At 68.0% G+C, this 21276-nt stretch carries 19 protein-coding genes and 1 pseudogene; 9 read left to right on the top strand and 11 right to left on the bottom strand.

The window, feature by feature from the left end; all coding sequences use genetic code 11:
• Positions 1-471 precede the first annotated feature (471 nt).
• The 7 genes from ACWEQQ_RS37170 (at position 472) to ACWEQQ_RS37140 (ending at position 8330) form a co-directional block, all read left to right on the top strand.
• Positions 472-1893, top strand: a complete 1422-nt coding sequence (locus ACWEQQ_RS37170) for a WS/DGAT/MGAT family O-acyltransferase (RefSeq protein ID WP_452343308.1) — start codon at positions 472-474, stop codon at positions 1891-1893.
• On the top strand, positions 1877-2476 hold the full coding sequence (locus tag ACWEQQ_RS37165) for a DUF6912 family protein (RefSeq protein WP_452343309.1): 600 nt from the start codon (positions 1877-1879) through the stop codon (positions 2474-2476). The genes ACWEQQ_RS37170 and ACWEQQ_RS37165 overlap by 17 nt, the downstream gene beginning before the upstream one ends.
• Positions 2477-2789: 313 nt before the next feature.
• Positions 2790-3953, top strand: coding sequence for a ferredoxin reductase (locus ACWEQQ_RS37160; protein WP_452343310.1), 1164 nt, complete (start codon positions 2790-2792; stop codon positions 3951-3953).
• A 194-nt stretch (positions 3954-4147) separates the two neighbouring features.
• The gene (locus ACWEQQ_RS37155) at positions 4148-5602 is read left to right on the top strand and encodes a fatty acid desaturase family protein (protein WP_452351512.1); all 1455 of its coding nucleotides are present in this window, start codon (positions 4148-4150) and stop codon (positions 5600-5602) included.
• 95 nt (positions 5603-5697) lie between these two features.
• Entirely contained in the window at positions 5698-6948 is a 1251-nt protein-coding gene (locus ACWEQQ_RS37150; RefSeq protein ID WP_452343311.1) for a fatty acid desaturase family protein, read from the top strand.
• Between the two features lie 143 nt (positions 6949-7091).
• Positions 7092-7724, top strand: a complete 633-nt coding sequence (gene bluB, locus ACWEQQ_RS37145) for a 5,6-dimethylbenzimidazole synthase (protein ID WP_452351534.1) — start codon at positions 7092-7094, stop codon at positions 7722-7724.
• A gap of 69 nt (positions 7725-7793) precedes the next feature.
• On the top strand, positions 7794-8330 hold the full coding sequence (locus ACWEQQ_RS37140; RefSeq protein WP_452351511.1) for a YceI family protein: 537 nt from the start codon (positions 7794-7796) through the stop codon (positions 8328-8330).
• Between the two features lie 5 nt (positions 8331-8335).
• Here the strand turns inward: ACWEQQ_RS37140 and ACWEQQ_RS37135 are convergent, their stop codons facing one another.
• The 11 genes and pseudogenes from ACWEQQ_RS37135 to ACWEQQ_RS37085 form a co-directional block, all read right to left on the bottom strand.
• The gene (locus ACWEQQ_RS37135) at positions 8336-9100 is read right to left on the bottom strand and encodes a type 1 glutamine amidotransferase domain-containing protein (RefSeq protein WP_452351510.1); all 765 of its coding nucleotides are present in this window, start codon (positions 9098-9100) and stop codon (positions 8336-8338) included.
• 63 nt (positions 9101-9163) lie between these two features.
• Entirely contained in the window at positions 9164-9481 is a 318-nt protein-coding gene (locus ACWEQQ_RS37130; RefSeq protein WP_452351509.1) for a YciI family protein, read from the bottom strand.
• Positions 9460-10209 carry a hypothetical protein gene (locus ACWEQQ_RS37125; RefSeq protein WP_452351508.1) on the bottom strand — a complete coding sequence of 250 codons (750 nt, stop codon included), beginning with the start codon at positions 10207-10209 and terminating at the stop codon, positions 9460-9462. Before ACWEQQ_RS37125 ends, ACWEQQ_RS37130 begins: the two co-directional genes overlap by 22 nt.
• A 294-nt stretch (positions 10210-10503) precedes the next feature.
• Complete coding sequence (locus tag ACWEQQ_RS37120) at positions 10504-10956, bottom strand: hypothetical protein (protein ID WP_452351507.1); 453 nt, start codon at positions 10954-10956, stop codon at positions 10504-10506.
• Between the two features lie 381 nt (positions 10957-11337).
• On the bottom strand, positions 11338-12630 hold the full coding sequence (locus ACWEQQ_RS37115; protein ID WP_452343318.1) for an acetyl-CoA C-acyltransferase: 1293 nt from the start codon (positions 12628-12630) through the stop codon (positions 11338-11340).
• Between the two features lie 112 nt (positions 12631-12742).
• Positions 12743-13414 (bottom strand): ribosome hibernation-promoting factor, HPF/YfiA family, encoded by a 672-nt coding sequence (gene hpf, locus ACWEQQ_RS37110; RefSeq protein WP_452343349.1) that lies wholly within the window; start codon positions 13412-13414, stop codon positions 12743-12745.
• A gap of 228 nt (positions 13415-13642) precedes the next feature.
• Positions 13643-14287: a ComF family protein gene (locus ACWEQQ_RS37105; protein WP_452351506.1), complete on the bottom strand. Its 645-nt coding sequence runs from the start codon at positions 14285-14287 to the stop codon at positions 13643-13645.
• A 16-nt stretch (positions 14288-14303) separates the two neighbouring features.
• Entirely contained in the window at positions 14304-16103 is a 1800-nt protein-coding gene (lpqB, locus tag ACWEQQ_RS37100; RefSeq protein WP_452351505.1) for an MtrAB system accessory lipoprotein LpqB, read from the bottom strand.
• 464 nt (positions 16104-16567) lie between these two features.
• Positions 16568-18235 (bottom strand): annotated as a pseudogene (mtrB, locus tag ACWEQQ_RS37095) (MtrAB system histidine kinase MtrB); the annotation flags it as partial.
• Complete coding sequence (mtrA, locus tag ACWEQQ_RS37090; RefSeq protein ID WP_033090495.1) at positions 18232-18909, bottom strand: MtrAB system response regulator MtrA; 678 nt, start codon at positions 18907-18909, stop codon at positions 18232-18234. The gene mtrA and the pseudogene mtrB, both read right to left, overlap by 4 nt.
• Positions 18910-18987: 78 nt before the next feature.
• Complete coding sequence (locus ACWEQQ_RS37085) at positions 18988-19635, bottom strand: dTMP kinase (protein WP_452343320.1); 648 nt, start codon at positions 19633-19635, stop codon at positions 18988-18990.
• Positions 19636-19734: 99 nt separating this feature from the next.
• Between ACWEQQ_RS37085 and ACWEQQ_RS37080 the strand changes: the two genes are divergently transcribed.
• Complete coding sequence (locus tag ACWEQQ_RS37080; protein WP_452351504.1) at positions 19735-20823, top strand: glycerophosphodiester phosphodiesterase; 1089 nt, start codon at positions 19735-19737, stop codon at positions 20821-20823.
• An 80-nt stretch (positions 20824-20903) separates the two neighbouring features.
• Positions 20904-21200: a hypothetical protein gene (locus tag ACWEQQ_RS37075; protein ID WP_452343322.1), complete on the top strand. Its 297-nt coding sequence runs from the start codon at positions 20904-20906 to the stop codon at positions 21198-21200.
• Positions 21201-21276 lie beyond the last annotated feature (76 nt).

The following is a 21276-nucleotide window of genomic DNA, read 5'->3' as shown; positions in this document are numbered from 1 at the left end:
CCTCTGGTCGGTGTTGTCGGTAGCCCCCACCATGGCGGGAAGCCTGCGCGCGGGCGCGCAATCACTAGCCATGGTAATCCGGAGCCCATCGTAGGTGCTGAACTGCGCGGGCGAGGGCGTGCGTGCTGAGGGAAAGCTGTGAAACCGGGCCGCCCGCACGGTTGCCCGGGAGCCGATCGGGGGCGCCAGCGACCCTTCAGCGAATGATCTTGCGTCCGAGGCTGATTCGTTACCCCTGACGTAGGATGTAGGGGGTCCGGCGTGCGGAGGCCTGCGCCCGCGTACCCGGAGCTGGGGACACCGTTGACGGTGTGTGATCTCGGGCAATGCGGCCCATCCATTCCCCCAGGTGATCGGATTGCGATAGCTTGCCTTCGAAGAATGCCACGGCAACATTTGATGGAAGAACCGCCGGCGCCTAGGCAGGGGGACACTGCGGGCGCAGGCAGGGACTAGGGAGTAGCGGGCAGCGTGATCACCAGACTGACGCCGCAGGACGCGTCGTTCTACCGGTTGGAATCCAGCAGCAACCCCATGCACATCGGTTCCCTGGCCATCCTGCGCAATCCCGCGCCGGCCGGAAACTCGGGGCACGGGCCGCTGGATTATGACCGGCTGGCAACCCTGGTCGAGTCGCGGCTGCCGCTGGTGCCGCTGTACCGCCGCAAGGTGCGGGAGATCCCGTTCACGCTGGGCCGCCCGGTGTGGGTGGACGACAGCCACTTCGACATCACCTATCACATCCGCCGCTCCGCCCTGCCCGAGCCGGGCACCGACGAGCAGCTGCTGGACCTGGTGGCGCGGCTGGCGTCACGCCCCCTCGACCCCTCCCGGCCGCTGTGGGAGATGTATCTGGTCGAGGGCCTGTCCGAGGGCCGCTGCGCCATCTTCACCAAGACCCATTCGGCCCTGGTCGACGGGGACAGCGCGCTCGAGATCGGGCATGTGATCCTGGACACCTCGACCGCGCCCCGCGAGGTCGCCGACGACGCCTGGGTCGCCCATCGCGAGCCCGCCGACCTCGAACTGCTGCTCGGCGCGGTGCTGCACCTGGCCACTCAGCCGCGCGAGGGCCTGGAGGTGGCCCGCCACCACGTCGCCGAGGCCTTCGCCATGGTCGACGCCACCGGCAAGGCGGTGCAGAAGCTGGTGTCCATGGTCCGGGCCGCGGCCATCGGCGCGCCCGACAGCCCCCTGAACACCCGCACCTCGCGCAATCGCCGGTTCGAGGTGGTGCGCACGGATCTCGAGGACTACCGCAAGATCCGCAAGCGGTTCGACTGCTCCATCAACGACGTGATCCTCGCGGTGGTGACGGGCGCGCTGCGCAATTGGCTGCTCTCGCGCGGGCAGGTGCTGACCGAGGCCGACGCGCTGCGGGCGGTCGTACCCATGTCGGTCTACGCCGACGGACCGAACGGTGAGCTCAAACCCGCGGGCGAGGTCACCTCGCTGCTGGTGGATCTGCCGGTGGGCGAACCGAATCCGGTGATCCGCATGGAGCACATCAAGCACGCGACCGAGCCCCATTCCCGGCATCAGCTCGGGGTCCGCGCCCGCACGCTGATGCACATGGCCGGATTCGCTCCGGCGAGCCTGCATGCCATGAGCGTGCGGTCGGCGAGTACTTTTGCAGAGCACACGTTCAATCTGGTGATCACCAACGCGCCGGGTCCGCAGCAGCCCATGTACATCGGGGGCGCGCGGATGCTGGAGATGTACCCGGTGTCGCCGCTGCTGCGCTTTCAGGCTCTGAGCATCGGGCTCACGTCCTACGACGGACGGGTGTTCTACGGACTCACCGCCGATCGCGACGCCATGGCGGACATCGCGGTGCTGACCGCTTCGGTGCACGAGTCGATGGAGGAGATGCTCGGTGCCTGCGTCCAGTGAGTCGTCCCGCGTCTCGAAGAAACTACGGGTCTACGTCCCGGCCACGGTGCCGATGCTGCGGGAACTGGTCGCCGACCGCGAGATTCGCGCGCTCAACGACACCGCCTTCGCGGTGACGCCGGCACTGCGCGAGGCCTATGCCTCCGGCGACGACGAGGAGCTGGCCGAGGTCGCCATGGCCGAGGCCGCACGCGCCTCGCTGCGACTGCTCGCCGAGGAACAGGCCGCCGCGGACATCCGCGGCGATCGTGCGGGCGACGAATCCGGCGACGAACCCGAGGCCGCCCCGGCCGGACCGGTCTTCCGCCGCGCGGTCATCGCCGCCGACGTGGACGGCGCGACCCTGCGCCCGGATCTGGACGACGCCGTGGTGCGGCTGTCCGGCCCGATCGCCTACGACCGCATCGCGTCCATCCACGTCGACCTGGCCGAGGCCGAGTCCGAGGTCGCCAAGGCCGTCGAGGTCATCGACGCCGCCGACATGGGCGACGCCGACGCCGAATTCGTACTCGGCGACGCCGAGGACCACCAGCTCGCCTGGTACGCAGCGCAAGAACTCCCCTTCCTGCTCGATCTCCTGTGACCCCACATGGCAGGTTCGCGTAAACCCACAGGTTCGCGGCCGTCTCGATTCTGGACTGCGGCTGGAATAGACCTCCGCCTTGGAGCGGGGGAGCGAACGGCTCCATAGACCTGCGCCTTGGAGGAGCGGAGGAGGGAAGAATCGAGACCTCCGGGCCGCGAACCCGCCCCGGAGCGAAGCGGAGGGGCAATCCAACACCGCCCCCGTAACCTACGATGCCGTAACCTGGCTGTGATGGTTGCTCATCACATGGGCGACGTGCGTACGACGACGCGCTGACCAGCGCGCACGACGACAGGAAGCGTTCCGGGATATGGCATCGAAGAGTGGTGGGTTCTCCGTGCGAGGACTGCGGGACTGGCTGGAAGCCCCCGTGGCCGAAGGCGGCACCGGCGGACGGACTCCCCTCGACGCGCTGCGCGGCGCCGCGGCGCGCATCACCACTCCCCTGCTGCCCGACGACTACCTGCACCTGGTGAACCCGCTGTGGTCGGCGCGCGAGCTGCGCGGCCGCATCGTGGAGGTGCGCAAGGAGACCGCGGATTCGGCCACCCTGGTGATCAAGCCGGGCTGGGGCTTCGACTTCAAATTCGAGCCGGGCCAGTACATCGGCATCGGCGTGCTGGTGGACGGCCGCTGGCACTGGCGCTCGTATTCGCTGACCTGCCCGCCGGATTGGACCGGCGACAGCGCGCACAAGGGCAGGCGGCTCATCTCCATCGCGGTGAAGGCGATGCCGGAGGGCTTCCTGTCCAGCCACATCGTCTCCGGGGTGCCGGCCGGGACCATCGTGCGGCTGGCCGCGCCGCAGGGCGGGTTCGTGCTGCCGGATCCGGCGCCGTCCAAGGTGCTGTTCCTGACCGCGGGCTCGGGCATCACGCCCGTCATGGCCATGCTGCGCACCATGGATCGCCGCAATGCGGTCCCGGATGTCATGCACATCCACTCCGCCCGCACCCCCGACGACGTGATGTTCGGTGACGAGCTGCGCGACATGCACGACCGGCACCCCGGCTTCACCGCGCACCTGCACCTCACCGGCGAGCAGGGCAAGTTCGCACTCGCCGATCTGGACGAGGTGGTGCCGGATTGGCGCGAGCGCGAGGTCTGGGCCTGCGGCCCGCTGCCCATGCTGGACGAGATCGAGAAGCATTGGGCCGCCCCCGGTCTGGAGTCCAAGCTGCACGTGGAGCGCTTCGAGATCGAGCGCAACGCCACCGGTGAGGGCGGCACCGTCACCTTCGCCAAGGCCGGCCGCTCCGCCGAGGTGGACGGCGCGACCACGCTGCTGCAGGCCGGTGAGGGCGCCGGCGTGCAGATGCCGTTCGGCTGCCGCATGGGCATCTGCCAGACCTGCGTTGTCACGGTCACCGAGGGCCATGTGCGCGATCTGCGCAACGGCAAGGAGCACCGCGCCGGGGACAAGATCCAGACCTGCATCTCGGCCGCGGCGGGTGACTGCACCCTCGAAATTTGACGCCCACTGCCTGACACCTGAACGCGCAGACACCGCTACTCTCGATACCAGCCCCCTCCTGGTTCGCGGCCCGTCTCGTTCTGGACTGAGCGGAGCGAAGCGGGGGAGCGCAGGGAGGGAAGAACGAGACCTCCAGGACCGCGAACCCGCCCGTAGCGAAGCGGGGGGCAAATCAGACACGGAAGGACCCGCCGGTGGCCATCACCGACATCAAGGCATTCGCCCATCTGACGGCGGCCGATATCGAGACCCTGGGTCAGGAGCTCGACACCGTTCGGCGCGATATCGAGCACTCGCTCGGTGAACGCGATGCCCGCTACATCCGGCGCACCATTGCGGCGCAACGGATTCTGGAGGCCGCCGGCCGCGCCACGCTCTTCGCGTCGAAGAAGCGCTGGGCGTGGCTGACCGGCACCGCACTGCTGTCGGTCGCCAAGATCATCGAGAACATGGAGCTCGGGCACAACATCAGCCACGGGCAATGGGATTGGATGAACGACCCGGAGATCCACTCCACCACCTGGGAGTGGGATATGACGGGCACCTCGGCGCAGTGGAAAGCCGCGCACAACTATTCGCACCACATGTACACCAACATCCTCGACATGGATGACGATCTGGGCTTCGGCATCCTGCGCATGACGCGCGACGAGGAATGGAAGCCGATCAACCTGGCGCAGCCGGTCGCGAATCTGTTTCTGGCCGCGCTGTTCGAGTGGGGCATCGCGCTGCACGATCTGGCGGCCACCAAGGAACAGATGGGTGTGCCCCCGACCCAGTTCTTCCCCCCGCGCGACGTCGTCAACGAACCGAACACGGCGTTCTGGCGCAAGGCCGGTAAACAGGTCGCCAAGGATTTCGTGATCTATCCGGCGCTCACCGGCCGCGCCTGGAAGTCGACGCTGAAGGCGAATGCCACCGCGAACCTGATTCGCAATCTGTGGGCGTACGCGGTCATCTTCTGCGGCCATTTCCCGGACGGCGCGGAGAAGTTCACCGAGGAGCAGTTCGAGAACGAGACGCGGGGCGAGTGGTACCTGCGTCAGATGCTGGGCAGCGCCAATTTCGATGCCGGCCCGGTGATGGCGTTCATGAGCGGCAATCTCAGCTATCAGATCGAGCATCACCTGTTCCCGGATATTCCGAGCAATCGGTATCCCGAGGTCTCGGTGAAGGTGCAGGAACTGTGCGACAAGTACGACCTGCCGTACACCACCGGCTCGCTGGGCAAGCAATACCTGTTGGCATTCCGCACGATTCACAAGCTGGCGCTGCCGGACCAGTGGCTCAAGCGGACCTCCGACGACGCGCCGGAGACCTCCTCGGAGCGCAAGTTCGCGGGCATCTCGCTGCCGTCCATGCCGACGTGGAACGGCAGTGAATGGCTGGCCGAGCACAGCGCGAGCGAGTGGCTGGCCGAGCACCAGCCGAGCTGGGGCCTGGACCCCGAGACCGGCGAGCGGCGCGGGCTGCGGTCGGCCATGCAGGAGGCCAAGGTGGCGCTCAAGGAGAAGGCCGCGCACGAGAAGCAGGTGTTGCGCGAGGCCAAGGCCGCACTGCAGGAAAAGGCGCGGACGGAAAAGGCCGCATTGGCCGATAAAGCACAACGCGGAGGCTGGTTCTCGCGTAAACTCCGACGCAATCGCTAGCAGAGTCGAGTCACGAAAACAATGCGGTATTCGACACGTTAGAGATTCGATCTTCGCCAACCTACGCGACCGTAACCTACGGTAGTGTAACCGCCATGGCGATCTCGGATGTCAAGGAATACGCGCACCTCACCCCGGAGGACGTCGAAGCGATCGGGGCGGAGCTAGACGCCATCCGCCGTGAGGTCGAATCGTCCCTGGGTGAGAAGGATGCCCGTTACATCCGCAATGTGATCCGTCTCCAGCGCGGCCTCGAAATCAGTGGCCGCGCAGTGCTTTTCGCGAGTCTCTTCCCGCCTGCGTGGCTGGCCGGCGTGGCCCTGCTGGGTACCGCCAAGATCATCGAGAACATGGAGATCGGCCACAATGTGATGCACGGGCAGTGGGACTGGATGAACGATCCGGAAATCCACTCCACCAAATGGGAATGGGACAACGCGGGCCCGTCCGAACACTGGAAGATCACCCACAACTTCCTGCACCACAAGTACACCAATGTGCTGGGCATGGATGACGACATCGGCTACGGCCTGCTGCGCGTCACCCGCGATCAGCGCTGGTCGCCGTTCTATCTCGGACAGCCGGTCTACAACCTGCTGCTGCAGATGTTCTTCGAATACGGTGTCGCCATCCAGCATTTGGAGCTGGGCAAGGTCGCCAAGAAGAAGTGGGCCCCGGGTTCGCCCGAGCGCATCCAGTTCGAGGAGGACCGCAAGACCGTTCTGAAGAAGATCGGCAAGCAGGCCGCCAAGGACTACCTGATCTTCCCGCTGCTCACCGGCCCGGCCTTCCTGGGCACGCTGACCGCCAATCTGGCCGCGAACGTCGTCCGCAATGTGTGGACCAATGCGGTCATCTTCTGCGGCCACTTCCCCGACGGCGCCGAGAAGTTCACCAGGTTCGACTGCGACAACGAGACGCAGGGCGAGTGGTACCTGCGGCAGATGCTGGGTTCGGCCAATATCTCCGGTGGCCCGCTCATGCACTTCATGACCGGCAACCTCTCGCACCAGATCGAGCACCACCTGTACCCGGACATTCCGTCCAACCACCTGTCGACCATCGCGGTGCGGGTGCGGGCGCTGTGCGAGAAGTACGACCTGCCCTACACCACCGGTTCGCTGCCGGTGCAGTACGCCAAGTCGTGGCGCACCATCATGAAGCTGTCGCTGCCCAACAAGTACCTGCGCCGCTCCACCGACGACGCTCCGGAAACCAAGTCGGAGAAGATCTTCGGCGGCGAGTCCAGCATCGACCCGATGACCGGACGCCGCCGCGGCCTGCGCACCGCGCTGCGGGAGGGCCGCCGCAAGCTGTCCCGGCGCGAACCGGCCCTGGTCGGCTGAGCCACCCGGCATCCCGAAACGCCCCCCGCCGAGTTTCCGGCGGGGGGCGTTTTCGCGGGAATGGGCCGATGACCCCCGTCGACTTCCGGCCTGGTTCACTGGACGCCGTGTGTTCCGAAGGTCCTGTCAGCGCCACCGAATGTCTGAGCGTCTACGACGCCATCAAACTGCGTCGTGATGTCCGCGCCGAATTCACCGGCGAGGTCGTCGACGACACCACGCTGCTCCGAATTCTCGAGGCGGCGCATCGAGCGCCCAGCGTCGGCAATTCGATGCCGTGGGATTTCGTGGTGCTGCGATATCCGGCCACGCTGACCAAGTTCGCCGATCATGTGGCCGAGAAGCGGCAGCAGTTCCACGACTCGCTGCCGTCCGATCGCGCCGAGACCTTCAATCCGATCAAGATCGAAGGAATCGTGGAGAGCGGCACCGGCATCGTGGTGACCCACAATCAGGCGCGCGGCGGCACCCACGTGCTGGGTCGCGCGACCGTGCCGGAGACCGGCATCTACTCCACCATCCTGGCCATCCAGAACCTGTGGCTGGCCGCCACCGCCGAGGGCGTGGGCGTGGGCTGGGTGAGCTTCTACGACGAGCCGTTCCTCACCGACCTGCTCTCGCTGCCGCCGGGCGTGAAACCGGTCGCCTGGCTCTGTGTCGGCCCGGTCGACGAGTTCCAGCAGGTCCCGGACCTCGAGCGCTTCGGCTGGCGCCATCGGCGGCCCCTCGAATCGGCTGTGCACTGGGAACGATTCACGCCACGCACGGACGATTAGCCACGGACCGGCAGTCCCTGGACCAAGCCGGTCTGGTTACGCTCCCGCGACCGGACGACAGTCGACGCCATGACGACTTCGACCCGTATCGCCCTCACCCCCGGCCTCTGGACCCTGGACGCCGCGAACTCCACCGTCGGCTTCTCGCTGCGCAGCTTCGGACTGCTGCGCGTGCGCGGTGAATTCCGGCGCTTCGACACCGGATTCGTGGTGGACGACGCCGGGGCGGCGGCCATCGAGGCCACCGTCCACCTGGATTCCTTCCACACCGGCAATGCCAAACGCGACGACCACGTCCGCCACGCCGACTTCCTGGATGTGGAGCGCCGGCCGACCATGACCTTCCGGACGCCCGGCCCGATCCGGATCGGCGAATCCTTCGACGTGAACGGCGACGTCACCTTCGGCGAGCTCACGCGGCCGCTGCCCCTGACCGTGTCCTGGAACGGACTGCGGCCGCATCCCGTGACCGGCCGCCCGTGCATCGGCTTCACCGCCGCCGGCAGCCTGGACCGCGGCGACTTCGGTGTCGGCCCGTCCTTCGGCGGCATGATCGGCCGCATCCTCTCCGTCGACCTCGGCATCCAGTTGAACGCACCGGCCTGATCCGTTCAGATTCCCAGCGACTCGATCACCATCTGAGCGACTTTCGCGCCGGAGTACTGCTGTTGACCGGTGATGAGGTTGCCGTCGCGGACGGCGAAGGCGCGGAACAGGCCACCGGTGACGAAGTTGGCGCCCAGCGTGATGGCCTCGTCCTGGATTCGGAACGGCATCACGGTACGACCCAAGGCTTGATCCGAGAAGTCCTCCTCGATATTGGCGAAGCCGGTCATGGTCTTGCCCGTGATGAACGGCGTGCCGTCGTCGGCGACAACGTCCAGCAGCGCGCAGGTACCGTGACACAGCACCGCAGTAGGCTTCTCGGCGGCGTGGAATGCCCCGATCGTGGTGGCCAGATCCTTGCGGCCCCGGAACGTGAACATCGGCGACTGACCGCCACAGACCACGATGGCGTCGAAGTCGTCGTGGTCCAGATCAGTCAATACGGCGGTATCGTCCAGCAGAGCAGCCAACTCGGGGGTGTTGACGAAGCCCATGGTGATCAGATCGTCTGCCGACCACTTGCTCTCGTCGCGCGGGTCGGACATGGCGTCCATCTCGACTCGCCCGCCGTCGGGGCTGGCTATGGTGATCTCATAACGGGCTCTGGTGAATTCGTAATAGGGATGCGTGAGTTCGGCGGCCCAGAAGCCCACCGGAATGTTCAGCGTCGTCGAGGTCGCCGGGTTGGCGACCACCATCAGCACTCGGGGACGCTGGGCACGGGTCACATCGATGATCTCGTGATGCTCGGTCAGCTGCGCGATGGCCATTGTCGGTCCTCGGATGGTAGGGAAGGACTTCTGACTGCGCACGCCATCCTGCTGGCGCGACGATCAGGTGACGGGTTCGCTCTCGGTGCGGCGGTTGAGGTAGCCGAGCTGGATCGGCCGCAGATCGCCGCGCATGAAGCCTGCGCTGGTGACAGGCTCATCGGCGACGATGCGCCGCGCGGCGGCCTCGTCATCGGCGGTGAAGATCCCGACGCCGGTATTGACACTGCCCAGGGTAGGCCCGGCCACCAGCAGCACACCGGCGGTGTCCAGGCGCGCCAGCCATTCCCTGTGCGCCGCGAATGCCGATCTTTCGTCTGCGGTCATGGTGGCGATGAAATTGTCGCGGGGCGGATGCATCAAAAAGATCCACTCGGCCATTTGCCGAGTATACGTTCGCGGCCACAGTTGCCAGGTCGTTGCTCGCTGGCTGTGAATAACCGCCGTCGCGTGCCCCGCAGATCCGACAACCCCAGACCCGCCCCGGCCAGCAGCACGAGCGTGTCCAACGGCAGCCGCAGCTGCCAGAACGCGTCCGCGAACCCATCCGGGTCGGCGGTCGCCGCACCGCGCAGCCCGGCGAGCCCGATCCAGGTCAGAGCCGAAGCGGCGAACCAGAATTGGCCGCGGGTGACCGGACGCGCCAGCGCCACCGTGATCAGCGGAGCGACGTTCACCGCGATCAGCAGTACCGACAGCACGATCCCGTAGACCGTTGCGGGACCGCTCAATTGCCCGGTGTATCCGCGGCGCGCGCCGGCATGCTGGGCGATCGCGTGGACGACGACGAGCACCAGACCCCCGGCGACCGCGATCACCAGCGCCGCCCGGTGAAGCCACTCGTTGTCCCACACCCGCGCGACGTGCGCGCACAGCAGGCAGACCGCCACCAGCAGCACCGCATCCGAGACGAGGCCCGCCAGACCGCGGGTGACGGAGACGGAATCGACGCTGTCCCGCCACTGCGGTTCGATGAAGATCGCGCCGATCGCCAGCAGCGACAGCACCACGGTGATGGGGCGGGTCCGCGGCGCGTCACACCACAGGGCGAGCCGGGCCAGCACCACGGCGGCCGTGATCGCGAGGGCGATCGCGAAGACACTCTCCATCCGCTCCTCCAGCGGCCGCGCGCGATTCGTCCAGCAATCCACGCCCGAGCCGTTCGCATCGTGTTGTCTTGGATTGGTATTCGTCTCGCTGCGCGGCGCAGGGGACGGCCGCCGGGCTGCCTTCGGCACGGCGGCGCGCTGCGCATCCGGCGGATCGGAAATCGGGCCGCGATCGAACCGTCGATCGGACTCACACCATAGGTGCGGCTGACGGCGATGACCCGTTTCCGCGATCGGCGAGTCGCTGCTCGGATGACGGGATACCCGCGCACACCGCCACGGTCCGTCCGGCTGTCAGCGCAGCGCCTCGGCCGGGCGATGGCCGATGACCGCGACATCGTCGAGGGTGACCACCGGATCCCCGGAGTCGCGCTTGCCGGTGATCGTGATGGTCCCGGTGAACACGTCGCCCTGCACCACAGTGCGGCCCGCCGGTGCGGCGAGCTCCACCCGGGCGCCGTCGATGGTGTAGAAGTCGGTCGGCCCGCCGCTCACGAACGCCAGAGTCCACACCGCCGCATCCGAATACACCAGCCCGTACACGGGATACCGTTCCCCCGCGTGCTGTTCGGCATTGCGCAGTCGCAGATGCAGGTCGTGGTCCGCCACCGGTTGCCCGCCCTCGGACCCGGTCACCGGAAGTGGCAGCGCCCCAGCGCTTCCCGGGCCGACCCCAGCGCTGCCCACGCCACAGCCGCCCGCCGCGACCACGAGTGCCGCGGCGCCGACCATCGTCCTCGCGACCATGACCTACCTCCGCTCATCTCGGTCACCCCGGGAATACCCACTCGACATCACCTCACCACCAACCATTTCCGCGCAGCACGCAAAAGACCCCGGCCCGCGTCCGCGAGCCGGGGTCTCACCTGCACGAAGTCGTGTTCGCGCCGATCGTCACCGCTGCGGCGCATTCGGGTAACCGCCGATGGCCCCGTCCATACCCGCGCTGACCAGCGCACTGCCACGGAGATCTCCACCCGCGCGGTTCAGGGTGTCGATCGGAATGCCGGTCGAGCGGTCGCGGGGCGCGTCCCCGTAGAGGCCGATCGAGCCGGTTCTGATCCTCCTGACCAGCGGGAACCCGCTGGGCGCCGGCCGCCGAAAACCGTTGGCACAGACGCGTGTCGGCTAGACCCGCTCCAGTACCGCCGAGGCCCCGATGCCGCCGGCGGCGCAGATGCCGAGCAGGGCGGTGGACTTGCCGGTGAGGGCGAGTTCGTTGGCCATGGTCGTGACCATGCGCGCGCCGGTCGCGCCGAAGGGGTGGCCGAGGGAGACCGAGCCGCCGTGCACATTGAGCTGGGCCGGATCGATCTCGCCCACCGCGGCGTCACGGTCGAGGCGGGTCTTGGCCCATTCGTGGCTGGCCAGCGCCGAGACCACGGACAGGGTCTGGGCGGCGAAGGCCTCGTGGATATCGACGAAATCGATGTCCGCGAGCGACATTCCGGCCCGGTCGAGGGCTCGCGGCATGGAGACGGCGGGGCCGATCAGCACCTGGTCGCGCGGGTCGACGCTGACGAAGCTCCAGGAGCGGAAGGCGGCGAGGGGCTCGTAGCCGAGCGCGCGCGCCTTCTCCTCGCTCATCAGCAGCACCGCCGAGGCACCGTCGGTGAGCGGGCTGGAATTGCCGGCGGTGACGGTGCCGTTCTCGGCGAAAACCGGTGCCAGCTTGGAGAGTTTGGCCAGGCTGGTGTCCGGCCGCACCAGTCCGTCCCGCGACACCGCGGTCCCGTCGGGCGTGCGGACCGGCACCACCTCGCGGTCGAAGCGGCCGGCGGCGATGGCCGCGGCGGCCCGGTGATGCGAGGTGGCGGCGAAGTGGTCCTGCGCGCCGCGCGAAATGCCGTGGATGCGCGCCATTTTCTCGGCCGACTCGCCCATGACCTCACCGGTGGTGCGCTCGGCGATCTGGGGCCGGCGCGGCATCAGGTCGAAGAACGGGGCCAATTGGGTTGCGGCGGTGAGATAGTCCTTGGCCTTGGGCTTGCCCAGCGCCAGCGGCGCGGCGGCGTGCACCAGCTTCTGCGGCAGCTTGATCTCGGCATTGCTGGTGGAGTCGCTGCCGCCGGCGACCATGATGTCGTACTCACCGCGTTCGATGGCGGCCGCCGCCGACACCACCGCCTGCAGCCCGGAGGCGCAGGCGCGCGTCACGGTGTAGCCCTCGCAGCCCGCGTCCAGTTCCAGGTCGAGCGCGATCTCCCGCGCGATGTTCGGCGCGCCGCTGGGCAGGATCACCCCACCCCACACGATGGCCTGGACATCCTGCTTCGGCAGCCCGGTCCGTTCCAGCAGCCCGCGCACAGCGCTATCGGCGAGGTCGATGGAGTCCATCCGCGTGAATTCGCTGAATGCCCGCACGAACGGGGTCCGAGCCCCGGCGACGATGACAGCACGGCGAGCGCCCTTGGTAGCCATGGCACAGTTTTAACTGATACACGCCGTAACAGCAAGAGGCCCCCGGACACAACAGGCGACCGGGGTCCTGTTCGTGACCCCGGTCGAAAGGTGGATGTTCCCCAGCCGCTGGTTACGCGAGCCTGATGAGCCCGTAGTCGAAGGCGTGGCGGCGGTAGACGACCGACGGTCGGTCGGTCTCCTTGTCCTGGAACAGGAAGAAATCGTGGCCTACCAGCTCCATCTGGTAGAGGGCGTCGTCGACCGTCATGGGGATCGCGGAGTGCTGTTTGGTGCGCACCACATGACCGGGGCCGGCGGCTTCGTCCATCTCGTCGGCCGCGTGCTCGTGCGCGATGGATCCATTGGCGGAGAACAGGGATTCGTCGATGAGACCGGCGGTCGCCTCCGACACCGAGATCGGTGACTTGTCCCCATGGTGGACGCGACGGCGGTCCTTGAGCCGGCGCAGTCGGCTCTCCAGCTTCTCGACCGCGAACTCGAGGGCCGCGTAGAAGCTGTCCGCGCGCGCTTCGGCGCGGACGACCGGGCCCTTGCCGCGGGCGGTGATCTCTATCCGCTGGCAATTCTTGCGTTGACGACGGTTGCGTTCGTGGGTGAGTTCCACGTCGAAGAGGTAGATGGTGGGGTCGAACCGCTCGAGCCGAGAGAGCTTGTCCGCCACGTGAATTCGGAAATGGTCGGGCACTCCGCCCTCGCCTAGGGTCCTGCCCTTGACCACGACATCCGCGATGGTGGCCCGAGTGGATGAATCGTCTGAGATGACCTCGTCATCGAGCAGCACCGTGGTGTCTGCGTTCTTCGCTGAGAGTCGTGAAGTAGTCGTCACGCGTACCTCCCGGATCTGGCCGCACAAGCCGCTCGTGCGGCGGGATTGAAACGTGTGCCGATCGATGAACTCGCTCGGCACATATGTCCGAGGCGCCACCTCCAAACTTGCGGTTCGGGTGTCTGATCGCCAACCTAGTGCGCCAGCGACCCGTCCGCCAGTGTTCACGCAAATTTCGGAGAATCAAGCCGCGCAAGTAACCAGCACGGCACGAACCGCCACCCTCGCAGCGGCCAGCGCACGCACCGATTCCCGCACCGTGACACCCGTGGTCAACACGTCATCGATCACCACTACCTCGGCATTTGCCGGAAACAGGGCACCCGGCGGGCGGGTGGTGGCTACGATGATCCGCCCGTGCAGATTGTGCTGGCGATCGCGGTGTCCCAGGCCCACCGAGTCGCGCACACCTGGCCGCATGCGCAACAGACGGACCAGTCGGCAATCAGGTAGCAAACTCGCCGCGACGTTCGCGGCACGCACCACCGGATCTCCGCCGCGCCGCCGGGCGGCGGACCCGCGACTGGGCGCGGGCACCAGCACCAGCGGGCGGGCGGTGTCCCGCAAATGATCCAGCCCCCTGGCCAATCCGGCGCCGAGCGGCCGCGCCAGGTCCCGGCGACACTGCTCCTTGATCGCCAGCACGGCCCGCCGCGGCGCGCCCGCGTAGCCGGCCAGCGCCCAGCACGGCACCCCCGGATCGGCGCGCGGGCGAATCCGGATGGGCGGTCCCGACAGCTCGGCGGCGCAGTCCGCGCACCACCCCGTCCCGGCCCGCCCGCACCCGCCGCAGGCGCGCGGCAGGATCAGATCCAGCAGTTCCCCCATGCCCCTCAGTGTGCGCCTAGCCGGGCAGCACCGGAACCGCGTTGGCCCCCAGACCCGGAACTTCGCGCCAGTAGTCCTCGCGCCCTTCGGGATTGCGGGTCAGCTCCAGCACCGCGCGGGAGTCGGCCACGTACTCCTGATCCGGCGAGGCGCTCAGCACGCGCACCGGCGGGGTGAGGTTCTGGGAGGTCTGGGCGCGGAACTCGGAGCCGTCCACCAGCACCCCGGCCACCGGGTCCACATTGCCGTCGCGGCCCACCACGACCTTCTCGTCGCTGAGCCAGTCGATGGACACCGCGGGCGTGCTCAGCCCGATGGCCAGCGGCAGCGGCGAGGACAGCGAGAACTTCCCGTTCGGCTGCGGCACCACCACGGCCACGTACACCTTGCCGCTGGCGATGAGGGCCGCCCGCGCCCCGGACGGCGAGATGCGCAGCTCGGTGATGGGCGCGCGCGGCGAGGTCGAATTGGCCGCCGCCGTGGTCAGTTCGGCGATGTCGACGTCCTGCACCGAGACATTGCCGGTGGTGCGGTCGTGCACGGCCCGGATCACCCGGTCGCCGTCCACCACCGACCAGGCCGAGCTGCCGTCGGCGGGCCAGGTGGGACGGGTGAAGGTGCCCCCGGTGGCGACCGGGAAGCCCTGGCCGTCATAGGTTCCGATGATCAGCGTGCGCTCGGGCTCGGGGTCCGGGCGGCCGGACTTGGCGACGGCGGCGACCAGCTGCCCGTCCGGCGACAGTCCGACCGACTGCAGGGTGTGGGTGGCGCCGAAGAAGCCCGGGGCAGCGGTGATTCCGCTGTCGGTGATCGCCACCAGCGACCCGTCGCGCACGGCGTGCATGCCGGCCCGGTTGCGGGCGATGCTGTCGGGGCTGCGGGCATCCACGTCGGCGCGCTGCCAGCCGCCGGCGTACCTGTCGTCGAGCGGCTTGCCGTCGGCGTTGAGCAGGTAGGGGCCGAGCACGTCGGCGCCGGAAAGGGTGAGGACGATCTGGGCGGCCATCACGTCGCGGGTGGGCGGGTCGAGGGCGGCGGCGCCGGAGAAGTCGGCGCTCAGCCCGCCGCCGCCGACGCCGATATTGTCGACATCGCCATTGGCCCTGGTGATCGGCCCGCGCAGGGTGACCGGCGCGCCCATGGGGTTGCGCACGGCGGGCGCGAGCGCGGACTGGGGTCCCTGGGCGAGCATGCCGAGCAGCCGCTGCGCCAGCTGGTCCTTGCGGGCGGAGATCCAGCGCAGGTCGGGCACCATGGCCTGCCCGGCCAGGTTCGGGAAGAACAGCGAATACCGGTGGTAGGACTTGGCGAAGGCGGCCTGTTCGACGATCACGCCGGGCGGCAGATCCTTGATCCGCCACTCGCCGTCGATCTTCTCCATGTCGACCTTGGTCTCCAGGGTGCCGTCACCGGGCCGGTAGGAGCCGTCCGGCGCCAGCTCGCCGATCTTGCGCGCCCGGATCACATAGGTGGCGGAGTCGCCGTTGCGGGACTCCCGCAGCGTATTGGGCTGTGAGTCCACGACGCTGGTGGACGCGGCGTCGTCCCACTGCGCATTCGCCGCGGGCGAGAGAAACTGCCGGGCCGCCTGATGCCGGTCGGACGGATCGGCCGTGGCGGCCATGAAGTCCAGCAGCAGCTGCTCGGGTTCCCGCCCGGCGACGGGCGGCAGCGGCGAGGCGCTGGTGGGCTGGTGGTCCAGGCTGCCCAGCGCCTGCGGTGCCGAGGAGTCCGGCAGGCTCGCGCACGCACTGACACTGAGCAGGCAGCCGAGCACCGCCAGGGCCTGGCGCAGGCCCGCGGACGGCCTCCTCATGATTGGCCGTCCCCCTGGGCGGCCGGCACCGAGCCGCCGGAAGTGTCGCGGCCGGAACCGGTTCCGCCGGAACCGGCGGAATCATTGTCGGCGGCATGGTTTTCCCCGTTGGCGGCGGCTTCGGGCTTGGCGGCGGTTCCTTTGTCGGGCCCACCGACAGCGCCATTGTCGAACCCACCGACAGCGCCGTTTTCCGGCCCAGCGGCAGTGCCGTTCTCGGACCCAGCGGCAGTGCCGTTTTCGGACCCTGCGGCAGTGCCGTTCTCGGTCCCGGCGGTGGTTCCGTCACCAGCCCCGGTGGTGGAGGGGAATTCCGGGGCGATGGCCTCGAATCCCGGTTCCTCGTCCCCGGTTTCCGTGGTCGGCGTTTCGGGGCCGGGTTCGGCCCCGACGTCGTCCGGGCCCGTGGTGCCCGGTTCCACTGCGCCGGGCGCGGATTCGACCGCCGCCGCGATGGAGCCGATGGCCGCCTGGCCGGCGTCCGAGCCCGCGATGTCGAGGGCCAGCTGCTCGGGCGAGACCGCGCCGCGAATCTTGGGCGGCTCCAACGAGAGTGGGCTGGTGCCGAGCTTGCGGCCGCGGACCAGTGGCAGGGTGAGCCGGAAGCTCGCGCCCACACCGATCTCGCCCCACGCCTCGAGCTTGCCCTCGTGCAGGTTGGCGTCCTCGACGCTGATGGACAGGCCGAGGCCGGTGCCGCCGGAGCGGCGCATGCGTGAGGGGTCCGAGCGCCAGAAGCGGTTGAACACCAGCTTCTCCTCACCCGGCCGCAGGCCCACGCCCTGGTCGCGCACCACGATGGCGACGGCATTGGCGTCCACGTCGCCGCGCATGCGCATGAGCACGGGCTTGCCCTCGCTGTGGTCGATGGCATTGGCGAGCAGGTTGCGCAGCACGCGTTCGACGCGGCGCGGATCCACCTCGGCCACCAGCGGTTCCTCGGGCATGTCCACCACCAGTTCGACGCCGGACTCCTTGGCCAGGTGCCGCACCGTGGAGACCGCGGCCCGCGCGCACATGCGCACGTCCAGCGATTCCACCTGCAGCTCGGCCACGCCCGCGTCGTGACGGCTGATCTCGAGCAGGTCGTTGAGCAGTCCCTCGAAGCGGTCGAGTTCGTTGACGAGCAGTTCGGCCGAGCGCGCCAGCGCCGGGTCCAGGTCGTCGCTGGATCCGTGGATGAGGTCGGCCGCCATGCGCACCGTGGTCAATGGCGTGCGCAGTTCGTGGCTGACGTCGGAGGTGAAGCGGCGCTGCAGATTTCCGAACTCCTCGAGTTGGGTGATCTGGTTGGACAGGCTCTCGGCCATCTCGTTGAACGACATGGCGAGCCGCGCCATGTCGTCCTCACCGCGCACCAGCATGCGCTCCTTGAGCCGTCCGTCGGCGAACCGACTCGCGATCCGCGCCGCGGATCTGATGGGCAGCACCACCTGTCGCGTCACCAGCGCCGTGATGGCGGCCAGCAGCACCAGCAGCACGATGCCACCGATGAGCATGGTGCCGCGCATGAGCGACAGACTCCGTTGCTCATTGGTGAGCGGGAAGATCAGATAGATCTCCAGCGAGTCGATATCGGCCGAGGGGCTGCCGATGATCAGCGCCGAGCCCTTGTACCCGTCCGGGCTGGAGACCGTGGCGAACTGATAGGAGACCTGCCGCTGCTTGACGAATTGGCGTAGCTCGGCGGGAATCTCCTGGATGGCGCCGGAGGTGATCTCCTGCCCGCTGTCGCCCGTCATGGCCAGGGCCGCCTCGTAACTGCCTGCGGCGCCGCCGGTCTGGGTCCCGCCGGCGCTGCTGAACAGCGCGCGGCGGGCGTCGTCCAGGCGACTCTGCTGAGTACCCGAATCGTGCACACCGGTCAGTTGATTCTGAACGGTGTTGCGGGCGCGACCCATCTCCTCGACGGCCGCGTTGATCTTCGCGTCCAACAACCGGTCGGTGATCTGACTCGTGAGCACGACGCCCAGAATCGTGATGACGATCAGCGACAGGGTGAGTGTGGACACGACGACACGCAACTGCAGCGAACGCCGCCAGACATGGCCCAGTTGCTCGCCCAGATTGCGGAACCAGGCCACCGCTACCGCCAGCCACCGCTGAACGCGGTTTCTGGAGCCAGCGATCACGGCGGTCCGGCCTTGTAGCCCACACCTCGGACGGTCAGCACGATCTCGGGGTTCTCCGGATCCTTCTCCACCTTGGCGCGCAACCGCTGGACGTGCACGTTGACCAGGCGGGTGTCGGCGGCGTGCCGATAGCCCCAGACCTGTTCCAGCAGCACCTCACGGGTGAACACCTGGCGCGGCTTGCGGGCCAGCGCCACCAGCAGATCGAACTCCAGTGGAGTCAGCGAGATCTGCGCCCCGCCGCGGGTCACCTTGTGCGCGGGCACATCGATGACGATGTCGGCGATGGACAGCAGCTCCTGCGGCTCCTCCTCGGTGCGGCGCAGGCGGGCCCGCACCCGGGCCACGAGTTCCTTCGGCTTGAACGGCTTGACGATGTAGTCGTCCGCGCCACTTTCCAAACCCAGGACGACGTCGACCGTGTCGGTCTTCGCCGTCAGCATCACGATTGGCACTCCCGAATCGGCTCGCAGCACCCGGCACACGTCGATGCCGTTCATGCCGGGCAGCATGAGATCCAGCAACACGAGATCCGGACGCAGCTCCCGGACCGCGGTCAGCGCCTGCGTGCCGTCACCGACGACGTGGGGGTCGAAACCCTCACCCCGCAAGACGATCGTGAGCATCTCCGCGAGAGCCATATCGTCGTCGACGACCAGAATCTTCGGCTTCATAACGTCTAGTTTGTCACCTCTCCGGCTCTGATTCGGCCGCCACGCCAACACTCGTGACCTGTCGGCGCACATCCAACCCTATCCAGCAATAATTTCCGCGAGGCGCGCGGCCAGTGTTGCCGGATCGTCACCGGTCCGATGCACCCACCACGGTCCGTGCCAGTTGATTTCGGCCAGCTCACGGTAGACAGTACCGGTGCGACGCTGCAGTCCCCCGTCTTTCTCGTAAGCGTCCAAAGCCCGTGCGGCATCGGCTTCGCCGCGCAGGCGCGCGCGTTCCTCGGCCACATCGACCGGAACATCCAGCAGAATCTGGACATCCGGGGCGGGCAATCCGAAGCGTTCGAACTCCAATTCCTCGACCCAGGCCACGATTTCGCCGTGCGCGTCCTGCTCCAGGCGGGCCGCGGAGTACGCGGCATTGGAGGCGACGTAGCGGTCCAGTAGCACGATGTCGTTGTCCGCCAGCAGTTTCGAGAGCTCGTCGCGCGCGTCGGCGCGGTCGAGCGCGAACAGCAGCGCCATGGCATTCACAGACCGAGCGGTATCTCCATGACCGCCGCGCAGCGCCTCGGCGGCGAGGTCGGCATGCACGGAGACGCCGTAGCGCGGGAAGGCCAGAGTGGCGACCCGCAGCCCGCGGGCGCGCAGGACGGTGACAACGGCGTCGGTGAGCGTGCGTTTGCCCGAGCCGTCGAGCCCTTCCACCGGAACCAGTGCACCCATGCCGCGAGAGTACCGAATCGGCCGCGGTTCGCCCCGGCGGGATCCCGTTTGTTCGAAAGGCCCAGATTTTTGTAGCCATTCGATTGCTATAGTCCGGCCATGACTGCTGGATACGTGAGGTCAACGCAGCTCAGGAGAGCTTTTGCGATCCTCGCGTTAGCGATTGCCGCCATTGGTCCAACAGCCTGCGGCAGCAACTCCAGCGACACGAGCCCGGTCGCCGTGGCCGATCCCCACCGCCCCTTCGATCTGCAGGCCCACCGCGGCGGTCGCGGCATGACCATCGAGGAGTCGCTGCCCGGCTTCGCCAAGGCCATCGAACTGGGCGTCACCACCCTGGAACTCGACATCGTGCTCACCGCCGACAAGAGGCCGCTCATCTGGCACGACCCGGTCATCCAGGCCGAGAAGTGCGCCGACACCGCCCCGGCCTTCCCCGGCGATCCACGGTTCCCCTACGTCGGCAAGCTGGTCCACGACCTGACCTACGACCAGGTCCACACCCTCGACTGCGGCAGGAAGCTCGCGGAATTCCCAGCGGCACAGGAGCTTCCGGGCAACAGGATCGCGACGCTGCCGGAACTGTTCGATCTGGTGAAGAGCCACCCGGGCGCGTTCGGCACCGTGCGCTACAACGTGGAGACCAAAATCGAGGCCGCCCACCCCGAACAGTCCGCCACCCCCAGGGAATTCGTCGACGTCATTCTGGGCGCCGTCGAACAGGCCGGGGCCATCGGCAAGGTCGAGATCCAGAGCTTCGACTGGAGCAGCCTGCCGCTGGTGAAGGCCCAGAACGCGAACATCCCCACGGTCGCGCTGTACGACGAGACCACCTTCGCGCCGAACAGCCCGTGGCTGGGCCCGATTCGATACGAGGAACACGCCGGGGACCCACTGGACGCGATCAAGGCCCTGGGCGCGGACATTTCCTCCCCCGCCTACGTCGACCCCTGGGCCATCGACGCGAAGGTCGGCGACAAGTACTTCAAGCTCACCACGACCGCCGAGTACGTCCGCGAAGCGCACGGTTTCGGCATCCGGGTGATCCCCTGGACCGTGAACGACAAGGCCACCATCGGACTGGCGCTCGACCAGGGCGTGGACGGCCTGATCACCGACTATCCGAACCGCGCGCGCGACGTCATGCAGGAGAAGGGCTACCCCCTCCCGAGGTCTTTCCGCAAATAAGCCACGCAAATCCGAAACGCGCGCCCTTCAACTCTTGTAGGGTCCCGGGCAACACTCCCCCTGCAAGGAGCGCAACCCTGATGAAGTCCCATCTCGCACACCACGGTCCGCGTGCCGCCCTGGCCGCCGTAGCGATCACCGCCGCCGCTCTTTCCACGGCCGGTACCGCCACCGCCGCCCCCGTCACCCTCGAACCCGCCAGCGCCGACCAGGCCGCCCCCGTGGCCGACTCCGGCTCGGCGTCCTCCCTGTCGAGCAACTCCGGCTCCAGCAATGTCGCCGGCACCGGCTCCAGCGCCAGTGAGCTCCTCAGCGCCGCCATCTGCACCATCCAGGGCGGCAAGTGGGTCCCCCTGATCGACATCTGCCTCAAGTAGCGGACGCACGGCGCCAACGAGATCCGGCCGGTCACCCTCTCGGGTGACCGGCCGGATCTTCATGCGCTACAGGCGG

It is taken from the genome of Nocardia sp. NPDC004123, assembly GCF_053603795.1.
The sequence above is the reverse complement of the archived record's forward strand: the minus strand, read 5'-3'. Positions and strand labels throughout refer to the sequence as shown.